This window comes from Streptomyces sp. NPDC000880, from assembly GCF_053599675.1.
Genome location: NZ_JBSFMS010000098.1, coordinates 1 through 21075, shown reverse-complemented (window position 1 = coordinate 21075; position 21075 = coordinate 1). Strand labels below are relative to the sequence as shown.

Below are 21075 nucleotides of genomic sequence, written 5' to 3'. Positions count from 1 at the left end.
ACGAGAAGGTCCTGCGGGTGAAGGGCTTGGCCTGGACGTGTGCTCCGCCGGGGAACTCGAACTCGCCGTGACGGCCGGGTTGATCTGCTCGTCGTGCCGGTCGCGGGGGCGTACCAGCTGTCGATGGCGTCGGGCTACAACCTTGTGGGACGTCCCCCGGTGGTGGCGGTGCGCGACGGCCGCGCCCGGCTGCTCGTGCGGCGCGAAACGCTGGAGGACTTCCGCGCCCGCGACGTCGGTCTGTGAGCCGGGAGGCTGCCAGGCGTCGACGACCAGGCCAACGGCGAGATGAAGGCCACCGCGGAGGTCACGAGCGCGACCACGGCGCGGCGTACCGCGCGGTCCGGGAGCCAAGAAGGTGTCACACGAGGAGAATCGCGCCTTGCCTCGCTCGCTGCCGCATCCGCCAGGAATTCTGGCGGCATTTTTACGCCACGCGGCAGGGACGGTCAGCCGACATGTACGCGCGGGCGGCGGCCGCGATCCGGTTCGGCCTCGCGCAGGACTTCGCGGGTGACGGGGGCTACTTCGCCCTGGCCGAAGAGGAAGAAGCGGAGGAAGTTGGCGAAGGGGTTGCCCTCGGTCCATTCGAAGTAGATGTGAGCGTTCTGTCCGGTGGTGTCGCGGACGTGCAGGAGGAGCGCGGCGATGGCGTTGGGAATGGAGGAGCTCTCCAGGGTCAGGACGCGGTAGCGGTTGTGCAGCACTTCGCCGCGTACGTTCATCTCCGCCTCGAACTCTGAGGGGTCGAGCACGGTGACCTCGACGAAGACGAAGTCCTCTTGGGCCGGGACGTCGTTGTCCTTCCGGATCTGATCGATCTTCTCGCGGTACTCGGCGAGGTCGCGGTTGTCGGGCTCATTGGCGATGAACCGGATCCTACGGCTGGCGATGTCGCGTACGAAGCGCTGCGCCATGTCGTCCAGCGTCACGCTGGTGACACGCAGTTCGAAGGCGCGGGCGAGCCGCGACAGGAGTGAGATGAGGATGATCCCGGCGATGAAGCAGGCGCCGATCTTGACGCCGTCGGGCCGTTCGATGACGTTGAGGACGGTGGTGTAGAGGAAGACCGCCGAGATGCCGGCGAAGGCGATCGTCCAGTTGCGCTGTCGGGCGCGGTGGGCGGCGATGGTCACCGCGATCGCCGCGGAGCAGATCAGGACCAGTACGCCGGTGGCGTAGGCGCCGCCCTGGGCATCGACGTCGGCGTTGAAAATCCAGGTGACCAGGAACGCCACCAAGGTGAAGACGATCACCATGGGGCGCACGGCGCGCGCCCAGTGCGGGGCCATGCCGTAGCGGGGCAGGTAGCGGGGCATCAGGTTGAGCAGTCCGGCCATGGCGGAGGCGCCGGCGAACCAGAGGATGGCGATGGTGGCGACGTCGTAGACGGTGCCGAAGACGTCTCCGAGGTATTCGTGCGCCAGGTAGGCGAGCGCGCGCCCGTTCGCCTCGCCGCCCGACTCGAACTCCTTTGCCGGGATGAGCAGGGTGGTGATGAAGCTGGTGGCTATCAGGAACACGCTCATGATCAGCGCGGCGGTGGTAAGCAGTTTCTTGGTACCTCGGATGCGTCCTGCGGGCTTCTCCTCGGTGTCGCCGGGGTCGCCCTCGACGTGCGGCATGACCGCCACGCCGGTCTCGAAGCCGGACAGGCCGAGCGCCAGCTTGGGGAAGACCAGCAGCGCCACCCCGACCATGGAAAAAACGTTTCCGTGCTCGGTGGTCAGGGCGCTGGACCAGTCGGTGACCACGTGTGCCTCTGTGGCGATGTGCCACAGGCCCACGACCACGACGACCGCGTTCAGGGCCAGGTACGCCCCGACCAGGGCGACGGCGACGCCGATCGCCTCCAGGAAGCCCTTGAGGAACACCGCCCCCAGCAGCGCGATCAGCACCAGCGTGACGACCATCTGCTGACCGTGCAGCACGCTGGGCACATGCGGATTCTCCACCAGGTGGATGGAGGAGTCCGCTGCCGACAGGGTGATCGTGATGAGGAAGTCGGTGGCTGCGAAGCCGAGCAGGGTCAGGACGAACAGCTTGCCCTTCCAGAACGACAGCAGCCGCTCCAGCATGGCGATCGAGCCCTCGCCGTGCGGGCTCTCCTCGGCCACCCGCCGGTACACCGGCAGGGCGCCCGCCAGGGTGACGATCACCAGCACGATGGTGGCCACTGGCGACAGCAGCCCGGCCGCGAGCGCGGCGATGCCTGGCTGATAGCCCAGTGTGGAGAAGTAGTCGACGCCGGTCAGGCACATCACCCGCCACCACCGCTGCCCTTTGTGCGCGGACACCGGCTCGGCGTGCGGCCCCTGCTGGTGCTTGGCCATGTCGGACAAGCCCTCCAGCATCCACGCACGCAGGCGGCTCGTACGGACGTGGACGGGGGTGGTCATCTGTGCTCCTGAACTACGGCGAACGATTCCGGCCATCACGGAGACGGCCTGATCAGCGTATGCAATGAATAATCCGCAGGCTCACGTGTCCCCCGCACGCCACGAGACGGCTGTGGGGTCCCCGGGAACGGTGTGAGGCAGAGCAGATGGGTGCATGAGGGCTGTCGGGCGCCCCGAATCCGGTCAGCCCTGACACAGCGATGACTTACGGCTGCCGGGCGATGCGTGGATGCGCGGGCAGGCCGAAGAGAACGAGCGCCATGAGCACCCGGTAGTCGACCAGTTCGGGGACGGCTGAGATGTCCCGGTCACGATGAACACGGCGCGAGCGTATGTCGCCCCACCTGGTCAAGGGCACGATTCTGATGCCTTTGAGGGCGTCAAGAACTCGTTAGGATTCCCCGATCGTTTGCATATATGGGGCAATTGCGCCTAGAGCGGTCGCCCCGCACAGCGCTGTCACCGGTGCGTCGGCTGCCCCGTGATGCTGCCGTCGGTGTACGAGCCGTCGGGGGCGGTTCCGTAGGCGCCGCCCCTGTCGAGGTATTCGTTGCCGAGGTCGTCCTCCGCCTCCAGCGCCAGGAGTACGGGAAGCTCGTCTTCCCCCTCCGGCAGGGGCGGGGTCACCGTGTAGTGGATCGTGAACGACTCGTCATCGAAGGTCAGTTCGTGTACCCGGGGCTCGTAGCTCATGCTGGGAGTCTGCCGCTCGGCAGGCTCCTCGTCGCGGGATTCCCGGTGCGGTGGTGGATGTACTCGCGCTCGAGCCGGAAGCCCGCGGTCCAGGCCAGCAGGTGGCCGGGGCGGTTGTCGCGTGAGCAGGACCAGCTCGCGGTTCGGCCGCGAGCGGCGATGTCCGTGCACAGGGAGGTGACGCAGGCGAGCGCCAGGTGCTCGCGTCGGCGGTCGGGGGCGGTGGTGCAGGCGATGTCCTCGTACGTGCTGCCGAGGAAGTACGTGCAGGCTACGGCGAGGGCCGTGCTCTTGTGGAAGGCCGCCCAGCCGCGGCCGGAAGCGGCGAGGCCGGCAGGGTCGCCCCAGCTGCCGTGGATCCAGGCTGCGTCGGGGCCGAGGGCGGCCAGCGCCGGGGTGTCCTCCGGATGCAGTCGACGCACCGTCACGCCCCGCGGCGGGCGGGGTGCGGGCGTGGGTGCGCGGTGCACGTAGACCATGCGCTCCCACGGGTCGATCCGGTCGAAGGCGGCACCGAGGACGGGCAGGAAGCGGGAGGGTGCCTGGATGTAGCTGCCGGCGAGCGGGGCCAGGGCTTCCGGGGTGAGGGCGCGCGGGTCGCCGCGCAGCAGTGCATGGTCCCCGCAGGTCACGGCCACGGCCTGTGGCTGGATGGCGCGGTCCGCCCACCAGTGTCCGGTTCCGGTGGTCAGGACGTGTTCGGCCAGCGCCGCGGGGCCGGTTGCCCCGGCGGGGAACCACCGGGCGAGGGCGGGGAGATGGGGCGGCAGAAGCTGGATCACGGAAAGACACCACCTGACTTGGGCGCGGGGGCGGCCCGGACGGTGCCGCCCCCGTGGCCATGAGGAAGGTAGGAGTCAGCTCTGACCGGCCTTGCGGCCGTGGTTGGATTTCTTCTTGCGGCGGGCTCTCTTCTTGCGTGCGCGCTTCGACATTGCTCCGAGTCGTCCCTTCAGCCGGTGTGGCCGACGAGGACGTCGGCGAGCTTGTTGAGGCGCTTGATGGTGCGCGGCTCGGTGGCGGACGGGGCCGGGTCGACGCGCGTGTCGCGGTCGTAGTAGGCGCCGTTGACGATTTCGGTGGCCGGGTCGCACAGTCGCACCACATGGGCGGCGCCCTCGGCCGGGGTGGCGCCGTGGTGGGCGTAGAGCGGCAGCAGCGCGGTCTCACAGATGCCGGGGTGGACGGAGACGGCGGTCACGCGCGGGTCGGCGGCGAAGACGGTGAGCGCCAGCTGTGCCTGTGCGTAGGCGGCGAGCCGGGAGTAGCTGCGGGCTCGGTTGGGGTCGCTCCACTGGATGGAGCCGGTGCGGTGCAGCGAGGACGAGACGCTCACGACCCGGCCGCCCGGCTCTTCCCCTCGCTCTTCGAGCTGGGGAGACCCCATGGTGAGCGACTGCTCCAGCAGGTTGGTGAGCAGGTAGTGGGCGAGGAAGTTGACCTGGAAGGCGATCTCGTTGCCGTCCACGGTAACGGTATGCCGCTCGGGAGCGGCCGTGCCCGCGTTGTTGACCAGCACGTCGAGGTGCGGGTGCTCCTGGATGATCCGGTGGGCGAGGTGCTCGACCTCTTCGAGGCGGGTGAAGTCCGCGGCGAACGCGCACAGGAGGGATGCGTCGATCCCGGCGGTGGCGATGAGCTTGTCGGTCGCGGCCTGCGACTCCTGGGCTGTTCGGCCGTGTACGAGGACGGTGGCGCCGCGCTCGGCGAGCTGCCGCGCGGTCTCCCAGCCGATGCCGGAGGTGGCGCCGGTGACGAGCACGGTCCGTCCGGACAGGGATGCAGAAGACATGATCAGTTCCTGGAAACGGGCACGGGAGTTGCTTGCCGATCTCGACGATCTCGATCAGCTTGGTCGGGTTGGAGTCGAGGTCCACCATGTTCCCGGCCTCCTTGGCGGCCGAGGTGCCGGTGTTCATCGCCACACCGACGTCCGCCTGCGCCAGCGCCGGGGCGTCGTCGGTGCCGTCGCCGGTCATCGCGACGAGCTTCCCGTCGGCCTGCTCCCGCTTGATGAGGGCGAGTTTGTCCTCGGGAGTGGCCTCGGCGAGGAAGTCGTCCACGCCGGCCTCGGTCGCGATGGCGCGGGCGGTCAGCGGGTTGTCACCGGTGATCATCACCGTACGGATGCCCATGCGCCGCAGCTCCACGAAGCGTTCGCGGATACCCTCCTTGACCACGTCCTTGAGATGGATGATGCCGAGCACCCGCGGCCCGCCCAGTCGTGCACGGCGACCGCCAGCGGCGTACCGCCTCTCGCGGCGATCGAGTCGGACCAGGTGCGGGCCTCGCCCGGCACGCTCCCGCCGTACATCTCCACCCAGTCGATCACCTGCGTGGCGGCTCCCTTGCGGATGTGGCAGGCGGCGCCGTTGTCCCAGCGCAGATCGATCCCGCTCATCCGGGTCTGGGCGCTGAACTCCACGAACTGTGCGTGGAACAGCTCCCCTTCGGCCGGGGCGCGCAGCCCGTACTTCTCCTTCGCCAGGACGACCACCGAACGGCCCTCCGGAGTCTCGTCGGCGAGCGACGAGAGCTGGGCTGCGTCCGCGAGGACCAGTTCGTCGACACCGGGCAGTGGCACGAATCCGGCCGCCTCCCGGTTGCCGAGGGTGATGGTGCCGGTCTTGTCGAGGAGGAGGGTGTTGACGTCGCCCGCAGCTTCGACTGCCCGTCCGGACATGGCCAGAACGTTGCGCTGCACGAGCCGGTCCATGCCCGCGATGCCGATCGCCGAGAGCAGCGCGCCGATCGTGGTTGGGATGAGGGTGACCAGGAGGGCGACCAGCACGGTGGTGGACTGGGCGGCGCCCGCATACCCGGCCATGGGCTGGAGCGTGACGACGACCAGCACGAAGACCACGGTCAGGGCGGCGAGGAGGATGTTGAGCGCGATCTCGTTCGGTGTCTTCTGCCGGGATGCGCCCTCGACCAGGGCGATCATCCGGTCCAGGAAGGAGTGGCCGGGCCGGGAGGTGACGCGTACGACGATCCGGTCGGAGAGCACCGTCGTACCGCCCGTCACTCCGGACCTGTCGCCGCCCGACTCCCGTATGACGGGGGCGGATTCACCGGTGACGGCCGATTCATCGACCGCCGCGATGCCGTCGACGACATCACCGTCTGCGGGGATCAGCTCGCCCGCCTCGACGAGGACGAAGTCGAAGAGTTTCAGGTCTGTCGCCGGGACGGCCTCCGTCTCGGCCCGGTCGAGGTCGGTTCCGTACCGCCAGTGGCGCAGCCGCAGCGCGACGGTGTCCGTACGAGCCCGGCGCAGAGACTCCGCCTGCGCCTTGCCGCGGTCCTCCGCGACTGCCTCCGCCAGATTCGCGAAGATCACGGTGAGCCACAGCCAGATGCTGATCACCCAGGTGAATATGGACGGATGAATCAGCGCGGAGAGCGTGGTGAGAGCGGATCCGACGGCTACGACGAACAGCACCGGGTTCCTCACCAGAAACCGCGGATGGAGCTTGCGCAGCGCCTCGGGGAAAGACTTCACCAGCTGTACGGGGTCGAAGAGGCCGCCGTGGCCGGATCGCCGCCGACGGCGGTGCGGCTCGGCATCGGGGGCCGGAGGGGGAGTCCTCGGGATCGTGGGCGCCTGCGGGGGCGCGGCGGGATGCATCGCGGAATCCTTCTGAACGGTTCGGCTGGCCGACTGAAATGGGGTGGCCGCCGGGCCCTGTCGTCGTCGGGGCCCCGGCGACGGCAAGGCGGCTCGCGTCGGCATGGTGACGAGGCACCGCCGCGACTCGTCCGCCGGAGACCTGACCGATGGACTCGGCCGGATCTCTGTCATGCCACTGACGTCCGCGGTCTCCGGCAGCCGGGCAGGAATCTAGTGCCCAGGCCGGGCCCAAAGGGCCTGTTGCTGTACAAACTTGCGCGTCCTTGACGTCTTTCCAGTGGCTCGCATCAGGAACGCGTCAAGCGTGATGACATCGACGGCGAGTGACCGTCACTGCTGGAAGACCGCCCGCCCGGTTTACGCCTGCTGCGCTCCGCGATCCTCCTGGCCATCGCCGCGTGTGCCGGACTGCTCCTCGTGGCCGGGCTCGCCGCCTCCGGCACGTGGGACCGGGTGGCGGGTCATCACGCCCCGCAGACCGTGAGCGCCGCGGGACTCAATCTCGCGCTCAACGACCTGGACGCGCAGGCCGCCAACATCCTTCTGTCCGGAGGCGATGCGGGCCGGGGACGGATGACCGTCCCGTACGACAAGGCCACCGCCCTCTACGATGACGCCCGGCGCACCATCAGCCGGGAACTGCGCACGCTCGCCGTCGCCGCTGAGGGCGACCCGGAGGCACAGCGGACCGTCGAGTCCCTCACCAACGACTTCGCCCGCTACCAGGAGCTGCTCGGACGCGCGCTGGAGAACGCGGCACGGGAGGGCGGCGCGGCGGACGCCCTCGCCGACTACCGCGATGCCACCGATCTCCTTGCCGGGAGGCTCCTGCCCGAGGCGCGGCAGCTCGTCGAAGCCAACGACGAAGCCTTCGAATCGGCCTACGCGGCCGAGCGCTCCTACCTCGCCGGCCGGACGGGCGTGCTGCTCGCGCTGGGCATTGTGCTGCTCGCCGTCCTCGTCTTCCTCCAGTGGTACGTCGCCCGACGCTTCCACCGCATCCTCAACCCGGCCCTGCTGGCCGCGACCGTCTGCGCCCTGACAGCCTTCGTCCTCGGCGTCCAGCTCCTCACCACCTCCGTGGAGCAGCTGCGGGTCGCCCGCCGCGACGCGTTCGACTCGATCGTTGAGTCCGTATGGAACACGTCAAGACGGTGTCAGCATCAGCACGAGCGGCACCAGAGAGCCGTCAAGGTGGCTGTGCGCCCCGGCCGGGGCGCGGTTGCGTATACCCCAACCCGTCTGCCTCAAGCTACGTGCGTACAAGGAGAGTTGATCGCGTATGGGTGTGGAGAATGTCGTCGGGCTCATCGTCGCCGTCAGCCTGGTCGGCTACCTGGTGGCCGCTCTGATCAACCCGGAGAAGTTCTGAAGCTCGACGAACCGCCGGGCGCCGCGCCCACGACGCGTCCGGGAAAGCTCAAGGTCTTCCTCGGCGCGGCCACCGGCGTCGGCAAGACGTACCGGATGCTCGACGAAGCCCGGCGCAGGGCCGAACGCGGTACCGACGTCGTCGTGGGCTACGCGGAGTGTCACGGCCGGAAGCACACCGAGGAGATGCTCGACGGGCTGGAGGTCCTGGACCGGGCCGGGCGGGACTACCGGGGCCGAACGTACCCCGCGCTCGACGTCGATGGGGTGCTGCGGCGGAGTCCCCAGGTGGTGCTCGTCGACGAACTCGCCCACTCCAACGTGCCCGGCTGTCGCAACGCCAAGCGGTGGCAGGACGTCGAGGAACTGCTCGCCGTCGGCATCGATGTCGTCACCACCATCAACATCCAGCACCTCGAGTCACTCAACGATGTCGTCGAGAAGATCACCAGGGTGCCGCAGCACGAGACGGTCCCCGACGACGTCGTACGCCGCGCCGACCAGATCGAGCTCGTGGACATGCCGGTGGAGGCGGTGCGCCGCAGGATGGCGCACGGAAACATCTACCCGCCCGAGAAGATCGACGCCTCGCTCGCCAACTACTTCCAGACCGGGAATCTCACCGCGCTGCGCGAACTCGCGCTGCTGTGGGTGGCCGACCGGGTCGACGAGGCCCTGCAGAAGTACCGCTCGGAGCACGGCATCGGGGGTGTGTGGGAGACTCGAGAGCGGGTCGTGGTCGCGCTGACCGGCGGTCCGGAGGGCGAGACGCTGATCCGCCGTGCCGCCCGTATCGCCGCCCGCTCGGCCCGCGGCGAGCTGCTCGCCGTCCACGTCGTACGCAGTGACGGTCTCGCCGGCGGCACTTCGCACTCCGCACTCGCTCGTCAGCGGCATCTTGTCGAGAGCCTCCGCGGCAGCTACCACTCGGTCGTCGGCGATGATGTGCCCACCGCGCTGGTGGAGTTCGCCCGCGCCGAGAACGCCACCCAGCTCGTCCTCGGCACCAGTCGGCGCGGCCGCCTCGAACGCTTCGTCACGGGGCTCGGCATCGGCGAGACGACCGTCGCACTCTCCGCCGACATCGACGTCCACATCGTCACGCACGAACGCGCGGGGCGCGGCCGGCTACTGCCGTCGCGACGGCGTACGCTGCCCACCTCACGACTCGTCGCAGGACCCGTGGCAGGCCTGCTTCTGCCTGTCCTGCTCACCTTCCTTCTGGACCGGGTCCGCGGCACCTTCAACCTGACCAGCGAGGCCCTGCTCTTCCTCGTGACCGTGATGGGTGTCGCCTGCATCGGCGGGGTCGTCTCCGCCCTGATCGCCGCCCTGACCGCGTCCTTGCTGCTCGATTACTGGTTCATACCGCCGGTCGGCGAGTTCACCTTCAGCGACCCCGACAACATGCTCGCGCTCGGCGTCTTCGCTGTCGTCGCAGGTACGGTGGCCGCGACCGTGGACCGGTCCCTGAGACTGTCCCGGCGCGCCGCCCGGGCCACGGCCGAGGCGGAGACCCTGTCCTTGCTCGCCGGGTCCATTGTCCGCGGTGACCAGGCGATACCGGCACTGCTGACCCGTACGCAGGAGACGTTCGGGATGGACTCCGCTGACCTCGTCGAGGAGCAGGTGGACGACCCAGGGGCCACTCAGGTGTCCGTGGGCCCCGGCCTTTTCCTCCTGCTGCGTGGCCGCACGCTCCCCTCATCCGAACGCAGAGTCCTTGCCGCCTTCGCCGCCCACGTCTCCGCCGCCGTGGAACGGTGCCGGCTCGCCGAGGCCGCCGCCGCGATCGAACCGGTCAGGGCAGCCGACCGGATGCGGACCGCGCTGCTCGCGGCGGTCAGCCACGATCTGCGGACCCCGCTGGCCGCCGGATGGGCGGCCGTCGGCTCACTGCGCAGCCCGGATGTGGACTTTACGGACGAGGAACGGGACGAACTCCTCGCCACTGCCGACGAATCCATGGCCCGGCTCAGCCGGCTCATCGACAACCTGCTCGACATGAGCAGGCTCGAGGCCGGCGCGCTCACCCTGAGCCTGCGCGCCACCACCCTGGAGGAGATCCTGCCCTCCGCCCTGGACTCGCTGCCCCCGGAAGCCCCGCCGCCCGTGATCCGCGGCCTGGAGGAGATCCCGCCCGTCCTGGCCGACCCGCCGCTGCTGGAACGCGTGATCGACAACCTGGTCAGCAACGCCGCCCGATATGCACCCCCCGAGCACCCGGTGCTGGTGACCGCGAGCGCGCTGGCCGGCCGCGTCGAAGTGCGCGTCGTCGACCGGGGCCCCGGCCTCCCGCCCACCGACCGCGAGCGGATCTTCGAACCGTTCCAGCGGCTGGGGGACACCGACAACACCACCGGAGTCGGCCTCGGCCTCGCCCTCGCCCGGGGCCTGACCGAGGCCATGGACGGCACCCTCACTCCCGAGGACACGCCAGGAGGGGGTCTCACCATGGTCGTGTCCTTGCCTTTCGCCGAAACCGTCACCGGACGAACCGGCACGGACGTCCATACGGAACTCTGACGCCGAACTTGCGTACGACGCGGAACCCGGCCCACCCGAGGCTCGGTGTCCCGCTGCTGCTGGAGGACGCAGTTGCCCCGGGCGTCCTCGAGCAGGCCCGCATACCGCAGAGCAAGTCCCTGCTCGTCCTCACCCGCGAGGACAGCGGGAACCTCGACATCGTGATGGCCGCCCGCGAGATCAACCCGCAGATCCGGGCGGTGATGCGGCTTTACGACGATGACTTCGCCGCTACGGTGTCGCGCACGATGCGTGCCTCGTACCCCGACGCGCTCACCCGCAGCCGGAGCGTCTCCGCACTGGCAGCACCGTCGTTCGCGGCAGCCATGATGGGCCGGCACGTGCTGGGCGTGATGCCGGTCGAGCGTGGCTCTGTGCTCTTCACCGTCGTCGATGTGGCCGGGCATCCGGAACTGGAGGGGCGCTCGATCCACGAGGCGTTCCGGGAGCACGAGTGGCGTGTCCTGGCCGTCGGCCCTACCGTTTCCCGGCTCGCCGCGTCCTCGATGGACACGCTCGCCGGCTGCGGCTGGACCGGCCAGGATTCGACTGGCGCCCGCCGCACGGGCGAGTGCTGCGAGCGGGTGATCGGGTGGTGCTGGTAACCACCCGCCGAGGCCTGGATGTGCTGATGACCGGGGTCCAGCCACACCCGCAGGGGCGCAGGCCCCTGTGATCGGCCGGTGAGGCGTAGGGAATCCGTTAAGACGATCACCGGGCCCGTAAGGGATGCGTCAACGGAAGCCGAGCCGTGGCTGAAACGCGGTTTCCTCTATTCGTTCCCATCGAACGATCCCCATCTCATCCCACTTCATCTAGGAGCACACGATGGCCGACGTGGCCTTCGTCGTCACCACGATCGCGGTCTTCGCGCTGGTGGCTCTCGTCGCCAAGGGGGTGGCAAAGCTATGACTGCCGAGAACATCGTCGGCCTGGTCGTCGCCGTCGCCCTGCTGGGCTATCTCGTCCTCGCCCTCGTCAAGCCAGAGAGGTTCTGAGTACAGATATGAGCCCCGTTCTTGCCGGTGTGCTCCAGCTGCTCGCGCTGATAGCCGCGCTGGCGCTGGCGTACCGTCCGCTGGGCGACTACATGGCCCGGGTCTACTCCTCGACGAAGCATCTGCGCGTCGAGAAGTGGATCTACAAGGCGATTGGCGCCAACCCGAACGCCGAGATGCTCTGGCCCGCGTATCTGCGCGGTGTGCTGGCCTTCTCCGCGGTCGGTGTCCTCTTCCTCTATCTGCTGCAGCGCGTCCAGGGCAGCCTGCCCGGTTCGCTCGGCTTCGCCTCGATCGACCCGGACCAGGCGTTCAACACCGCCGCGTCGTTCGTGGCGAACACCAACTGGCAGTCGTACTACGGCGAGCAGGCCATGGGCCATGTGGTGCAGACCGGCGGCCTGGCGGTGCAGAACTTCGTCTCCGCCGCGGTGGGTATCGCGGTCGCGGTCGCGCTCGTACGGGGCTTCGCCCGCTCCCGCACCGGTGAGCTGGGCAACTTCTGGGCCGACCTGGTGCGTGGCACGGTCCGGATCCTGCTCCCGATCTCCGTCGTCACTGCGATCGTCCTGGTCGCGCTCGGTGCGATCCAGAACTTCGCCGGCATCCATGGGGTCGGCCAGTTCATGGGCGGCTCGCAGGAGTGGAACGGCGGCGCCGTGGCGTCGCAGGAAGCCATCAAGGAGCTGGGCACCAACGGTGGCGGTTACTTCAACGCCAACTCCGCCCACCCCTTCGAGAACCCCAATCCGATCTCCAACCTGCTGGAGATCTTCCTGATCCTCCTCATCCCGTTCGCCCTGACTCGCACCTTCGGCCGCATGGTCGGCAGCCTGAAGCAGGGATACGCGATCCTGGCCACGATGGGCATCATCTGGATCGGCTTCACCGCAGTGATGATGTGGACCGAATTTCACCACGGCGGCCCGGCGTTCGACATCGCCGGCGGCGCCATGGAGGGCAAGGAGACCCGCTTCGGCATCGGCGGCTCCTCGATCTTCGCCGTGGCCACGACACTTACCTCGACCGGTGCGGTCAACTCGTTCCACTCCTCGTTCACCGGTTTCGGCGGCGGCATCACGATGCTGGGCATGCAGCTGGGTGAGATCGCGCCCGGTGGTGTGGGTTCCGGTCTCTACGGCATGCTGATCATGGCGATCATCGCGGTGTTCATCGCGGGCCTGATGGTGGGCCGTACGCCCGAGTACCTCGGCAAGAAGATCGGCACCCGCGAGATCAAGCTGGCGGCCTGCTACATCCTCATCACCCCCGCGCTGGCGCTGTGCTTCACCGCCGTCTCGATGGCCCTGCCGACCCCGGTGAACTCGATGACCAACAGTGGTGCGCACGGCTTTTCCGAGATCCTGTACGCGTTCACCTCGGGCGCCAACAACAACGGTTCGGCCTTCGCGGGTCTGAACGCGGACACGCAGTGGTTCAACACCACGATCGGTCTCGCGATGCTGCTCGGCCGGTTCCTGCCGATCGTGTTTGTCCTGGCGCTGGCGGGTTCGCTCGCCGAGCAGAAGCCGGTGCCCGCCACCGCAGGCACGCTGCGGACCGACAAGCCCCTGTACGCGGGTCTGCTGGTCGGCACGATCATGATCATCACCGGTCTGACCTACTTCCCGGCCCTGGCGCTGGGCCCGCTCGCCGAAGGGCTGGCGTCATGACCACCAACGTGAAGAAGACCGACGCAAACAAGCAAGAGGACGACATGTCCACGGCCACTCCGACCCGGGCGCCTCACAGCGACGTGCCCACGGGTCACAAGCCTGACGCCGGACGGGTCGGCGCGGGGCTGTTCGATCCCAAGCAGCTGGTCAAGTCCTTCCCGGACGCGGTCAGGAAACTCGACCCCCGGGTGATGATCAAGTCCCCGGTGATGTTCGTGGTCCTGGTCGGGTCGGTGCTGACCACGGTCTTCGCGGTCATGGACCCGACGGACTGGTTCGGCTGGGCGATCGCCGGCTGGCTGTGGCTGACCGCCATCTTCGCCAATCTGGCGGAGGCGGTGGCCGAGGGGCGCGGCAAGGCGCAGGCCGACACCCTGCGCAGGGCGAAGACCGACACGGTCGCCCGGCGGCTCAACGGCAAGGTCGAGGAGCGGGTGCCCGGCACCGAGCTGCGCATCGGCGACCTGGTCGTCTGCGAGGCCGGTGACATCATCCCCGGCGACGGTGACGTCGTCGAGGGTGTGGCGTCGGTCGACGAGTCGGCCATCACCGGTGAATCGGCCCCGGTCATCCGCGAGTCGGGCGGCGACCGCAGCGCGGTCACCGGCGGTACGAAGGTGCTGTCGGACCGGATCGTCATCAAGATCACGACGAAGCCCGGCGAGACCTTCATCGACCGGATGATCAAACTGGTCGAGGGCGCGGCCCGGCAGAAGACGCCCAACGAGATCGCGCTGAACATCCTGCTCGCGTCCCTCACGATCGTCTTCCTGCTCGCGGTTGTCACCCTGCAGCCCTTCGCGACATACGCGGAAGCCCCGCAGACGATGATCGTGCTGGTGGCGCTGCTGGTCTGTCTGATCCCGACGACGATCGGCGCACTGCTCTCGGCGATCGGTATCGCCGGTATGGACCGGCTGGTCCAGCGCAATGTGCTGGCCATGTCCGGCCGTGCCGTCGAGGCCGCCGGTGACGTGTCGACGCTGCTGCTCGACAAGACCGGCACGATCACCCTCGGCAACCGCCAGGCCGCCGAGTTCCTCCCGGTCACGGGCACCACCGAGGCCGAACTCGCCGACGCCGCGCAGCTCTCCTCGCTCGCCGACGAGACCCCCGAGGGCCGCTCTATCGTGGTCCTGGCCAAGGAGAAGTACGGGCTGCGCGAGCGCCACCAGGGCGAGCTGTCGCACGCCGAGTGGGTGGCGTTCACCGCCCAGACCCGGATGTCGGGTGTGGACGTCGACGGCAGGAAGGTCCGCAAGGGCGCGACGGCTTCCGTGATCGCCTGGGTCCAGGAGAAGAACGGTCAGGTCCCGGACGACGCGGACACCCTCGCCAACCAGATCTCGCAGGCCGGCGGTACGCCGCTGCTCGTCTCCGTCGAGGACGACGAGGGTGCCCGGATCCTGGGTGTCATTCACCTCAAGGACGTCGTCAAGGACGGCATGCGGGAGCGGTTCGACGAGCTGCGCCGGATGGGCATCAAGACGGTCATGATCACGGGTGACAACCCGCTGACCGCCAAGGCGATCGCCGAAGAGGCCGGTGTGGACGACTTCCTCGCCGAGGCCACCCCCGAGGACAAGATGGCGCTGATCAAGCGCGAGCAGGCGGGCGGGAAGCTCGTCGCGATGACCGGTGACGGCACCAACGACGCCCCCGCGCTCGCGCAGGCGGACGTCGGCGTGGCGATGAACACCGGTACCTCGGCCGCCAAGGAGGCCGGGAACATGGTGGACCTGGACTCCAACCCCACCAAGCTGATCGAGATCGTCGAGATCGGCAAGCAACTCCTGATCACCCGAGGCGCGTTGACGACGTTCTCCATCGCCAACGATGTCGCGAAGTACTTCGCGATCATCCCGGCGATGTTCGCGGTGGTCTACCCGGGCCTGGACAAGCTGAACATCATGCAGCTGGCGTCGCCCGAGTCGGCGATCCTGTCCGCGGTCGTCTTCAACGCGCTGATCATCATCGCGCTGGTGCCGCTCGCCCTGAAGGGCGTGCAGTACCGGCCGACCAGCGCGGACAAGATGCTCCGCCGCAACCTCGGGATCTACGGCCTGGGCGGCCTGATCGCACCGTTCATCGGCATCAAGCTCATCGACCTGATCATCTCCCTCATCCCCGGAATCGGCTGATCGCCATGAACAACTCAGTCAGCAGCACGGCACGGCTGGTCGTGGCGGCGCTGCGTGCCCTCCTCGTCCTGAGCGTGGTGACGGGCGTCCTCTATCCGCTCGCTGTCACCGGGGTGGCCCAGGCCGTCTTCAGCGACAAGGCCAACGGCTCCGAGATCAAGTCCCAGGGCAAGGTCGTCGGCTCCGAGCTGATCGGCCAGACCTACAACCTGCCGAAGAAGGACCCGAACGACGCGGAGGAGGCGGCGGTCCCGGACCTGACGTGGTTCCAGCCGCGTCCGTCCAACGGCCTGGGCTCCAACAGCGTCAATACGCAGTACTCGCTGATCCTTTCCGGCGCCACCAACCGGTCCGGCGACAACGCGGACCTGATCAAGTGGGTGACCGACGCCAAGGCCGCCGTGGTCAAGGACAACTCCACGGCCACCTACAAGGTCAAGCCCTCGGACGTGCCGGCCGACGCCGTCACCTCCTCCGGCTCGGGGCTGGACCCGGACATCTCCCCTCAGTACGCCAAGATCCAGGTCCACCGGGTCGCCGAGAAGAACAACCTCGACGTCAAGCAGGTCGAGAAGCTCGTCGACGAGAACACCGACGGCCGGATCCTCGGTTTCATGGGCGAGCCCACGGTGAACGTCCTCAAGCTCAACATCGCACTGAAGGCACTCACCGAGAAGTGATCGTCTTACGCCGGCGGGCGGGAGTCCGAGGCCCTCGGAGACATTCCGGGCCTCGGACTCCCGCCCCAGTTCATGACGACACGCTCCTCGCGCACGACAGAAAGGCGGCACGCCGATGACCCGGGTGCTGTTGGTGGAGGACAACCCCCAGCTCGTACGGGCTCTCGAGATCAATCTCAAGGCACGCAAATACGAGGTGGACTCCGCGCCCGACGGAGGAACCGCCCTTCGGCTGGCCGCCACGCGCCTCCCGGACGTCGTACTGCTGGACCTCGGCCTGCCCGACATGGACGGCATCGACGTGATCAAGGGGCTTCGCGGCTGGACCCGAGTGCCGATCGTGGTGGTATCCGCCCGCCAGACTTCGGACGAGAAGGTCGCGGCGCTCGACGCAGGTGCTGACGACTACGTCACCAAGCCCTTCAGCATGGACGAACTGCTCGCCCGGCTGCGGGCCGCAGCCCGCCGAAAAATGGCGACTGCGTCGTCCACCGAAGATTCGGTGATGGTCACAACCGAGGTTTTCACCGTCGACCTGCTGGCGAAGAAGGTCAAGCGCGACGGGCGCGACGTCCGCCTCACCCCGACCGAATGGCACCTGCTGGAAGTACTGATCCACAATCGCGGGCGGCTCGTCGGCCAGAAGCAACTGCTGCAGGAAGTGTGGGGCCCCTCCTACGGCACGCAGGCCAACTATCTCCGTGTCTACATGGCTCAGCTGCGGCGCAAACTCGAAGCAGACCCTTCACATCCCAGGTATCTCATCACCGCCCCCGGAATGGGATACCGCTTCGAGACGTGAAGTCTGCGCGGTCCGGCACTCCGTTGGGATCGTGGAGACACTGGTACCAGCCCCCTCGACAACGAAGATCGGAACCATGGGACGCGGCAAACTTCGGATCTACCTCGGTGCGGCCCCCGGCGTCGGCAAGACGTACGCGATGCTCTCCGAGGCACACCGCCGAACGGAGCGTGGCACCGACTGCGTCGTGGCGTTCGTGGAGCACCATGACCGGCCGCGTACCGAGGTCATGCTCCACGGTCTGGAACAGGTTCCGCGCCGCGAGATTGAGTACCGGGACACCGTCTTCACTGAAATGGACGTCGATGCGGCCCTGGAGCGCCGGCCCTCCGTCGCCCTGGTGGACGAGCTGGCGCACACGAATGTGCCGGGCTCGCGCAACGCCAAGCGGTGGCAGGACGTCGAGGAGCTCCTTGCCGCCGGGATCAATGTCATCTCGACCGTCAACATCCAGCATCTGGAGTCGCTTGGTGATGTCGTCGAGTCGATAACGGGTGTACGGCAGAGGGAGACCGTCCCCGACGAGGTGGTCCGACGGGCCGACCAGATCGAGCTCGTCGACATGTCGCCGCAGGCGCTGCGCCGCCGGATGGCGCACGGAAACATCTACAAGCCGGACAAGCTCGACGCTGCCCTGTCCAACTACTTCCGCCCCGGCAATCTGACCGCTCTGCGCGAGCTGGCGCTGCTCTGGGTCGCCGACCGCGTCGACGAGTACTTGCAGGAGTACCGGACCGAGCACCGGGTTTCCAAGATCTGGGGCTCGCGCGAGCGCATCGTCGTGGGCCTCACCGGCGGTCCCGAGGGCCGCACGCTGATCCGTCGTGCCGTCCGGCTCGCCGAGAAGGGCGCCGGCGGCGAGGTGCTCGCCGTTTACATCGCCCGCAGCGACGGCTTGACGTCGGCCTCCCCCAAGGAGCTGGCGGTCCAGCGGACCCTCGTCGAGGACCTCGGCGGCACCTTTCACCACGTCATCGGCGACGACGTCCCGTCCGCCCTGCTCGACTTCGCACGTGGCGTGAACGCCACCCAGATCGTGCTCGGCGTCAGCCGCCGCCGTTCGTGGCAGAGCATCTTCGGACCAGGCGTCAGCGCCACCGTCGCCCGCGAGTCCGGCCCCGACCTCGACGTCCACATCGTCACCCACGGCGAGGTCGGGCAGGGCCGTGGTCTACCCATCCCTCGCGGGGCGAGGCTCGGTAGATGGCGGCTCATCTGGGGGTGGCTGGTGGGCATCGCGGGTCCTGCGCTGCTAACTCTTCTCCTGAACAGCGTGGCCCCCGATGTGGGGCTGGCCAACGACGTGTTGCTGTTCCTGTCGCTGACCGTGGCCGCCGCACTGCTCGGCGGCCTCATTCCGGCGCTCGCGTCCGCGGCTGTCGGATCGCTGCTGCTGAACTATTACTTCACGCCGCCGATCCACCAGCTGACGATCGCCGACCCCAGGAATCTCGTCGCACTCGTCATCTTCGTGGGCGTGGCGATCTCGGTGGCTTCGGTAGTGGACTTGGCCGCTCGCCGCACGCACCAGGCGGCCCGGCTGCGTGCCGAGTCGGAGACGCTGTCGTTCCTGGCAGGGAGTGTGCTGCGTGGTGAGACCACCGTGGAGGCGCTGCTCGAGCGGGTCCGCGAGACGTTCTCGATGGAGTCGGTGGCTCTGCTGGAGCGCGAGAGCGACGTCGACCCGTGGACCTGCGCGTGCAGCGTAGGGCGGGAACCGGTCTCCCGCCCCGAGGACGCCGATGTCGACATGCCGATCGGCGACCACATGGCGCTGGCGCTCTCCGGGCGCGTGCTGCCCGCCGAGGACCGCCGCGTACTGGGCGCCTTCGCCGCCCAGGCCGCCGTCGTACTCGACCGGCAGCGCCTTGTCGGTGAGGCTGAGGAGGCCCGCAAGCTCGCCGAGGGCAACAAGATCCGGACGTCGCTGCTTGCCGCGGTCAGTCACGACCTGCGTACACCGCTCGCCGCCATCAAGGCCGCGGTCACCTCTCTGCGCTCGAACGATGTCGAGTGGTCCGACGAGGACCAGGCCGAGCTCCTGGAAGGCATAGAGGCCGGCACCGACCGGCTCGACAACCTGGTCGGCAATCTGCTCGACATGTCCCGACTGGAGACGGGCACGGTCACGCCCGTGATCCGGGAGACGGACCTCGACGAGGTCGTGCCCATCGCCCTCGTCGGCGTGCCGGACACGTCGGTCGAGCTGGAGATCCCCGAGACGCTGCCCATGGTCGCTGTCGACCGGGGTCTGCTGGAGCGGGCCGTTGCCAACATCGTCGAGAACGCCGCGAAGTACAGTCCCGACGATGAGCCGGTGCTGGTGTCGGCCAGCGCGATCGCCGACCGCGTCGAAGTCCGAGTGGTGGACCGCGGCCCGGGCGTCCCGGACGAGGCGAAGGAGCGCATCTTCGCGGCCTTCCAGCGTTACGGCGACGCCCCGCGCGGCACCGGCGTCGGGCTCGGACTCGCCGTTGCCCGAGGATTCGTGGAGGCGATGGGCGGCACGCTCACCGCCGAGGACACGCCCGGCGGAGGCATGACCATGGTGCTCTCCCTCCGCCTCGCAACCGGTCATAAACCGGCCAGCCCGGAGCTCCCTGCCACCATCACGTCATGAGGGAGGGCTTCCTCATGTGTCGTCATGCGTCCAGGAGCGGTCCCGCTGTGTCGAGGGCTGCCCCGGCCTGGTCGGCCAGCGTCACCGCCACGAGTCGCGCCTGTAGTGGTGCTACGACCCCCGGCGTCGGCTGGAGCATGAACCGTCCCAGGTAGCGTCCGTTTGCGGTGGCCCGAGGCTCGATCTCGCCTTCCGGCCAGCCGTGCCGCTCGACGTCCCTGCGTCCGTGTCCCACGACGACCTCGCCGTCCTGCTCCAGCCGCGGCGGGTGGCCGATGAGATTTCCGTACTCGAAGCGGCACCCCTGCAGTTGCAGCAGAGGGCGGCGTTGACGGCTCCTTGACACGGCCGCCCGCCGTCAAGGAGTCGCCAGGGCGGAGGCTGGCTGGCCACGCGCGGAGTGTGGCGCAAGGCGACCGTGAGCACCGACCGTCTGGTGTCGGTGCGCTGGTCGGACGGTATGTCCTGCTGGTCCCCTGACGCCGCTACACCCGGGGGTCGGGCGTCTCCTCGGTGCGGCCGGCCGGAGCGTCCTTCGTCCCGTCGGTGTCCTTGTCGAACTGGCGGGCGGCCCGGTCGAAGTAGCGGAGAAGCTCCACAGGGAAGGGCATGACGAGTGTGGAGTTCTTCTCGGCGGCGACCTCGACCACCGTCTGCAGCAGCCGCAGCTGCATCGCCTCCGGTGTATCAGCCATGATCCGGGACGCGTTGGCGAGCTGCTGCGCCGCCTGGAACTCGCCGTCCGCGGTGATCACCCTGGCCCGCCGCTCGCGCTCCGCCTCGGCCTGTCGCGACATCGACCGCTTCAGTGACTCCGGCAGCTGTACGTCCTTGATCTCGACCCGGTCGATGTGGACACCCCAGCCGGCCGCCGGGCTGTCGATCATCAAGGCGAGTCCCTCGTGCAGCCGTTCACGGTCCGAGAGGAGATCGTCCAGATCGCTCTTGCCGATGATCGAACGCAGTGAGGACTGTGCGACCTGTCCCACCGCGAACACATAGTCCTGCACCTCGATCGTGGCACGCTGGGGATCGGTGACCCGGAAGTACACGACGGCGTCGACCTTCACCGACACGTTGTCGCGGGTGATGCCCTCTTGTGTCGGGATCGGCAGGGTCACCACCTGGACGTTCACCCTCCGCATCCGGTCGGCGAAGGGGATCAGAAAGGTGATGCCGGGCTGTCGATGGCCGGGCAGCGCTTTGCCGAAGCGGAACACGACGCCGCGGTCCACCTGATTGACCACACGCATTGCGCTGCGAAGCACCAGCAGGACGCAGACGATGACAATTACGGCTCCGGCCACAGCAGCATCCATGACAACGCACTCCCTCATGAGGTGGGTTCGACATACGTCAGACGCGCGTGAGGGGAGCAGCGGATCCAGACACGGCGTCAGGAACGTGTCAAATCTTCGTGTCGGGCCCGTGGGCACAGTTGGCCTAAGCCTCGATCCACCGGCGTGGTTTGAGAGTGATCTTCTGACCGGTTTCTGAGCCGGTTTCGGGTCGGTGGCCGTGGAGGCAGGTGGTATCCG

General features: G+C 68.3%; 15 protein-coding genes and 2 pseudogenes. 9 read left to right on the top strand and 8 right to left on the bottom strand.

Going from position 1 to position 21075, the window contains the following annotated elements; translation table 11 throughout:
* Positions 1–81 precede the first annotated feature (81 nt).
* A pseudogene (locus ACWDO5_RS26175) lies at positions 82–246 on the top strand (diaminopimelate decarboxylase); the annotation flags it as partial.
* 203 nt (positions 247–449) lie between these two features.
* Here ACWDO5_RS26175 and ACWDO5_RS26170 read toward each other — a convergent pair.
* From ACWDO5_RS26170 to kdpB (ACWDO5_RS26145), 6 genes and pseudogenes are all read right to left on the bottom strand, one after another.
* Complete coding sequence (locus ACWDO5_RS26170) at positions 450–2399, bottom strand: amino acid transporter (protein WP_450532807.1); 1950 nt, start codon at positions 2397–2399, stop codon at positions 450–452.
* A gap of 205 nt (positions 2400–2604) precedes the next feature.
* Positions 2605–2751: a hypothetical protein gene (locus tag ACWDO5_RS26165; protein WP_450532806.1), complete on the bottom strand. Its 147-nt coding sequence runs from the start codon at positions 2749–2751 to the stop codon at positions 2605–2607.
* A 107-nt stretch (positions 2752–2858) separates the two neighbouring features.
* A complete protein-coding gene (locus ACWDO5_RS26160; RefSeq protein ID WP_450532805.1) occupies positions 2859–3092 on the bottom strand; it encodes a hypothetical protein in 234 nt (77 codons plus the stop codon).
* Positions 3089–3874 carry a GNAT family N-acetyltransferase gene (locus tag ACWDO5_RS26155; RefSeq protein ID WP_450532804.1) on the bottom strand — a complete coding sequence of 262 codons (786 nt, stop codon included), beginning with the start codon at positions 3872–3874 and terminating at the stop codon, positions 3089–3091. Before ACWDO5_RS26155 ends, ACWDO5_RS26160 begins: the two co-directional genes overlap by 4 nt.
* 170 nt (positions 3875–4044) lie before the next feature.
* Positions 4045–4884, bottom strand: coding sequence for an SDR family NAD(P)-dependent oxidoreductase (locus tag ACWDO5_RS26150; RefSeq protein WP_450532802.1), 840 nt, complete (start codon positions 4882–4884; stop codon positions 4045–4047).
* Between the two features lie 25 nt (positions 4885–4909).
* Positions 4910–6720: pseudogene (gene kdpB, locus ACWDO5_RS26145) on the bottom strand (potassium-transporting ATPase subunit KdpB); the annotation flags it as partial.
* A gap of 1371 nt (positions 6721–8091) precedes the next feature.
* Here kdpB (ACWDO5_RS26145) and ACWDO5_RS26140 point away from each other — a divergent pair.
* The 8 genes from ACWDO5_RS26140 (at position 8092) to ACWDO5_RS26105 (ending at position 19537) form a co-directional block, all read left to right on the top strand.
* Positions 8092–10620 carry an ATP-binding protein gene (locus tag ACWDO5_RS26140; protein WP_450532818.1) on the top strand — a complete coding sequence of 843 codons (2529 nt, stop codon included), beginning with the start codon at positions 8092–8094 and terminating at the stop codon, positions 10618–10620.
* Positions 10621–10628: 8 nt separating this feature from the next.
* Positions 10629–11225, top strand: a complete 597-nt coding sequence (locus ACWDO5_RS26135) for an NAD-binding protein (RefSeq protein WP_450532801.1) — start codon at positions 10629–10631, stop codon at positions 11223–11225.
* A gap of 303 nt (positions 11226–11528) precedes the next feature.
* Positions 11529–11618: a K(+)-transporting ATPase subunit F gene (gene kdpF, locus ACWDO5_RS26130; protein ID WP_018845955.1), complete on the top strand. Its 90-nt coding sequence runs from the start codon at positions 11529–11531 to the stop codon at positions 11616–11618.
* An 8-nt stretch (positions 11619–11626) separates the two neighbouring features.
* Positions 11627–13291 (top strand): potassium-transporting ATPase subunit KdpA, encoded by a 1665-nt coding sequence (gene kdpA / locus ACWDO5_RS26125; protein WP_450532800.1) that lies wholly within the window; start codon positions 11627–11629, stop codon positions 13289–13291.
* The gene (kdpB, locus tag ACWDO5_RS26120; protein ID WP_450532799.1) at positions 13288–15435 is read left to right on the top strand and encodes a potassium-transporting ATPase subunit KdpB; all 2148 of its coding nucleotides are present in this window, start codon (positions 13288–13290) and stop codon (positions 15433–15435) included. The genes kdpA and kdpB (ACWDO5_RS26120) overlap by 4 nt, the downstream gene beginning before the upstream one ends.
* A gap of 5 nt (positions 15436–15440) precedes the next feature.
* Positions 15441–16115, top strand: coding sequence for a potassium-transporting ATPase subunit C (locus ACWDO5_RS26115; RefSeq protein WP_450532798.1), 675 nt, complete (start codon positions 15441–15443; stop codon positions 16113–16115).
* 115 nt (positions 16116–16230) lie between these two features.
* Entirely contained in the window at positions 16231–16917 is a 687-nt protein-coding gene (locus tag ACWDO5_RS26110; RefSeq protein WP_450532797.1) for a response regulator, read from the top strand.
* 76 nt (positions 16918–16993) lie between these two features.
* Positions 16994–19537, top strand: coding sequence for an ATP-binding protein (locus ACWDO5_RS26105; protein WP_450532796.1), 2544 nt, complete (start codon positions 16994–16996; stop codon positions 19535–19537).
* A 22-nt stretch (positions 19538–19559) separates the two neighbouring features.
* Here ACWDO5_RS26105 and ACWDO5_RS26100 read toward each other — a convergent pair whose 3' ends face one another.
* Positions 19560–19883, bottom strand: a complete 324-nt coding sequence (locus tag ACWDO5_RS26100; RefSeq protein ID WP_450532795.1) for a hypothetical protein — start codon at positions 19881–19883, stop codon at positions 19560–19562.
* 139 nt (positions 19884–20022) lie between these two features.
* A complete protein-coding gene (locus ACWDO5_RS26095) occupies positions 20023–20856 on the bottom strand; it encodes a slipin family protein (RefSeq protein WP_450532794.1) in 834 nt (277 codons plus the stop codon).
* Between the last annotated feature and the right edge of the window lie 219 nt (positions 20857–21075).

Coding starts and splice junctions, on each gene's coding strand:
- ACWDO5_RS26170 (WP_450532807.1), bottom strand. CDS start 2,399: ATGACCACCCCCGTCCACGTCCGTACGAGCCGCCTGCGTGCGTGGATG.
- ACWDO5_RS26160 (WP_450532805.1), bottom strand. CDS start 3,092: ATGAGCTACGAGCCCCGGGTACACGAACTGACCTTCGATGACGAGTCG.
- ACWDO5_RS26150 (WP_450532802.1), bottom strand. CDS start 4,884: ATGTCTTCTGCATCCCTGTCCGGACGGACCGTGCTCGTCACCGGCGCC.
- kdpF (WP_018845955.1), top strand. CDS start 11,529: ATGACTGCCGAGAACATCGTCGGCCTGGTCGTCGCCGTCGCCCTGCTG.
- kdpA (WP_450532800.1), top strand. CDS start 11,627: ATGAGCCCCGTTCTTGCCGGTGTGCTCCAGCTGCTCGCGCTGATAGCC.
- kdpB (WP_450532799.1), top strand. CDS start 13,288: ATGACCACCAACGTGAAGAAGACCGACGCAAACAAGCAAGAGGACGAC.
- ACWDO5_RS26115 (WP_450532798.1), top strand. CDS start 15,441: ATGAACAACTCAGTCAGCAGCACGGCACGGCTGGTCGTGGCGGCGCTG.
- ACWDO5_RS26110 (WP_450532797.1), top strand. CDS start 16,231: ATGACCCGGGTGCTGTTGGTGGAGGACAACCCCCAGCTCGTACGGGCT.
- ACWDO5_RS26105 (WP_450532796.1), top strand. CDS start 16,994: ATGGGACGCGGCAAACTTCGGATCTACCTCGGTGCGGCCCCCGGCGTC.
- ACWDO5_RS26095 (WP_450532794.1), bottom strand. CDS start 20,856: ATGGATGCTGCTGTGGCCGGAGCCGTAATTGTCATCGTCTGCGTCCTG.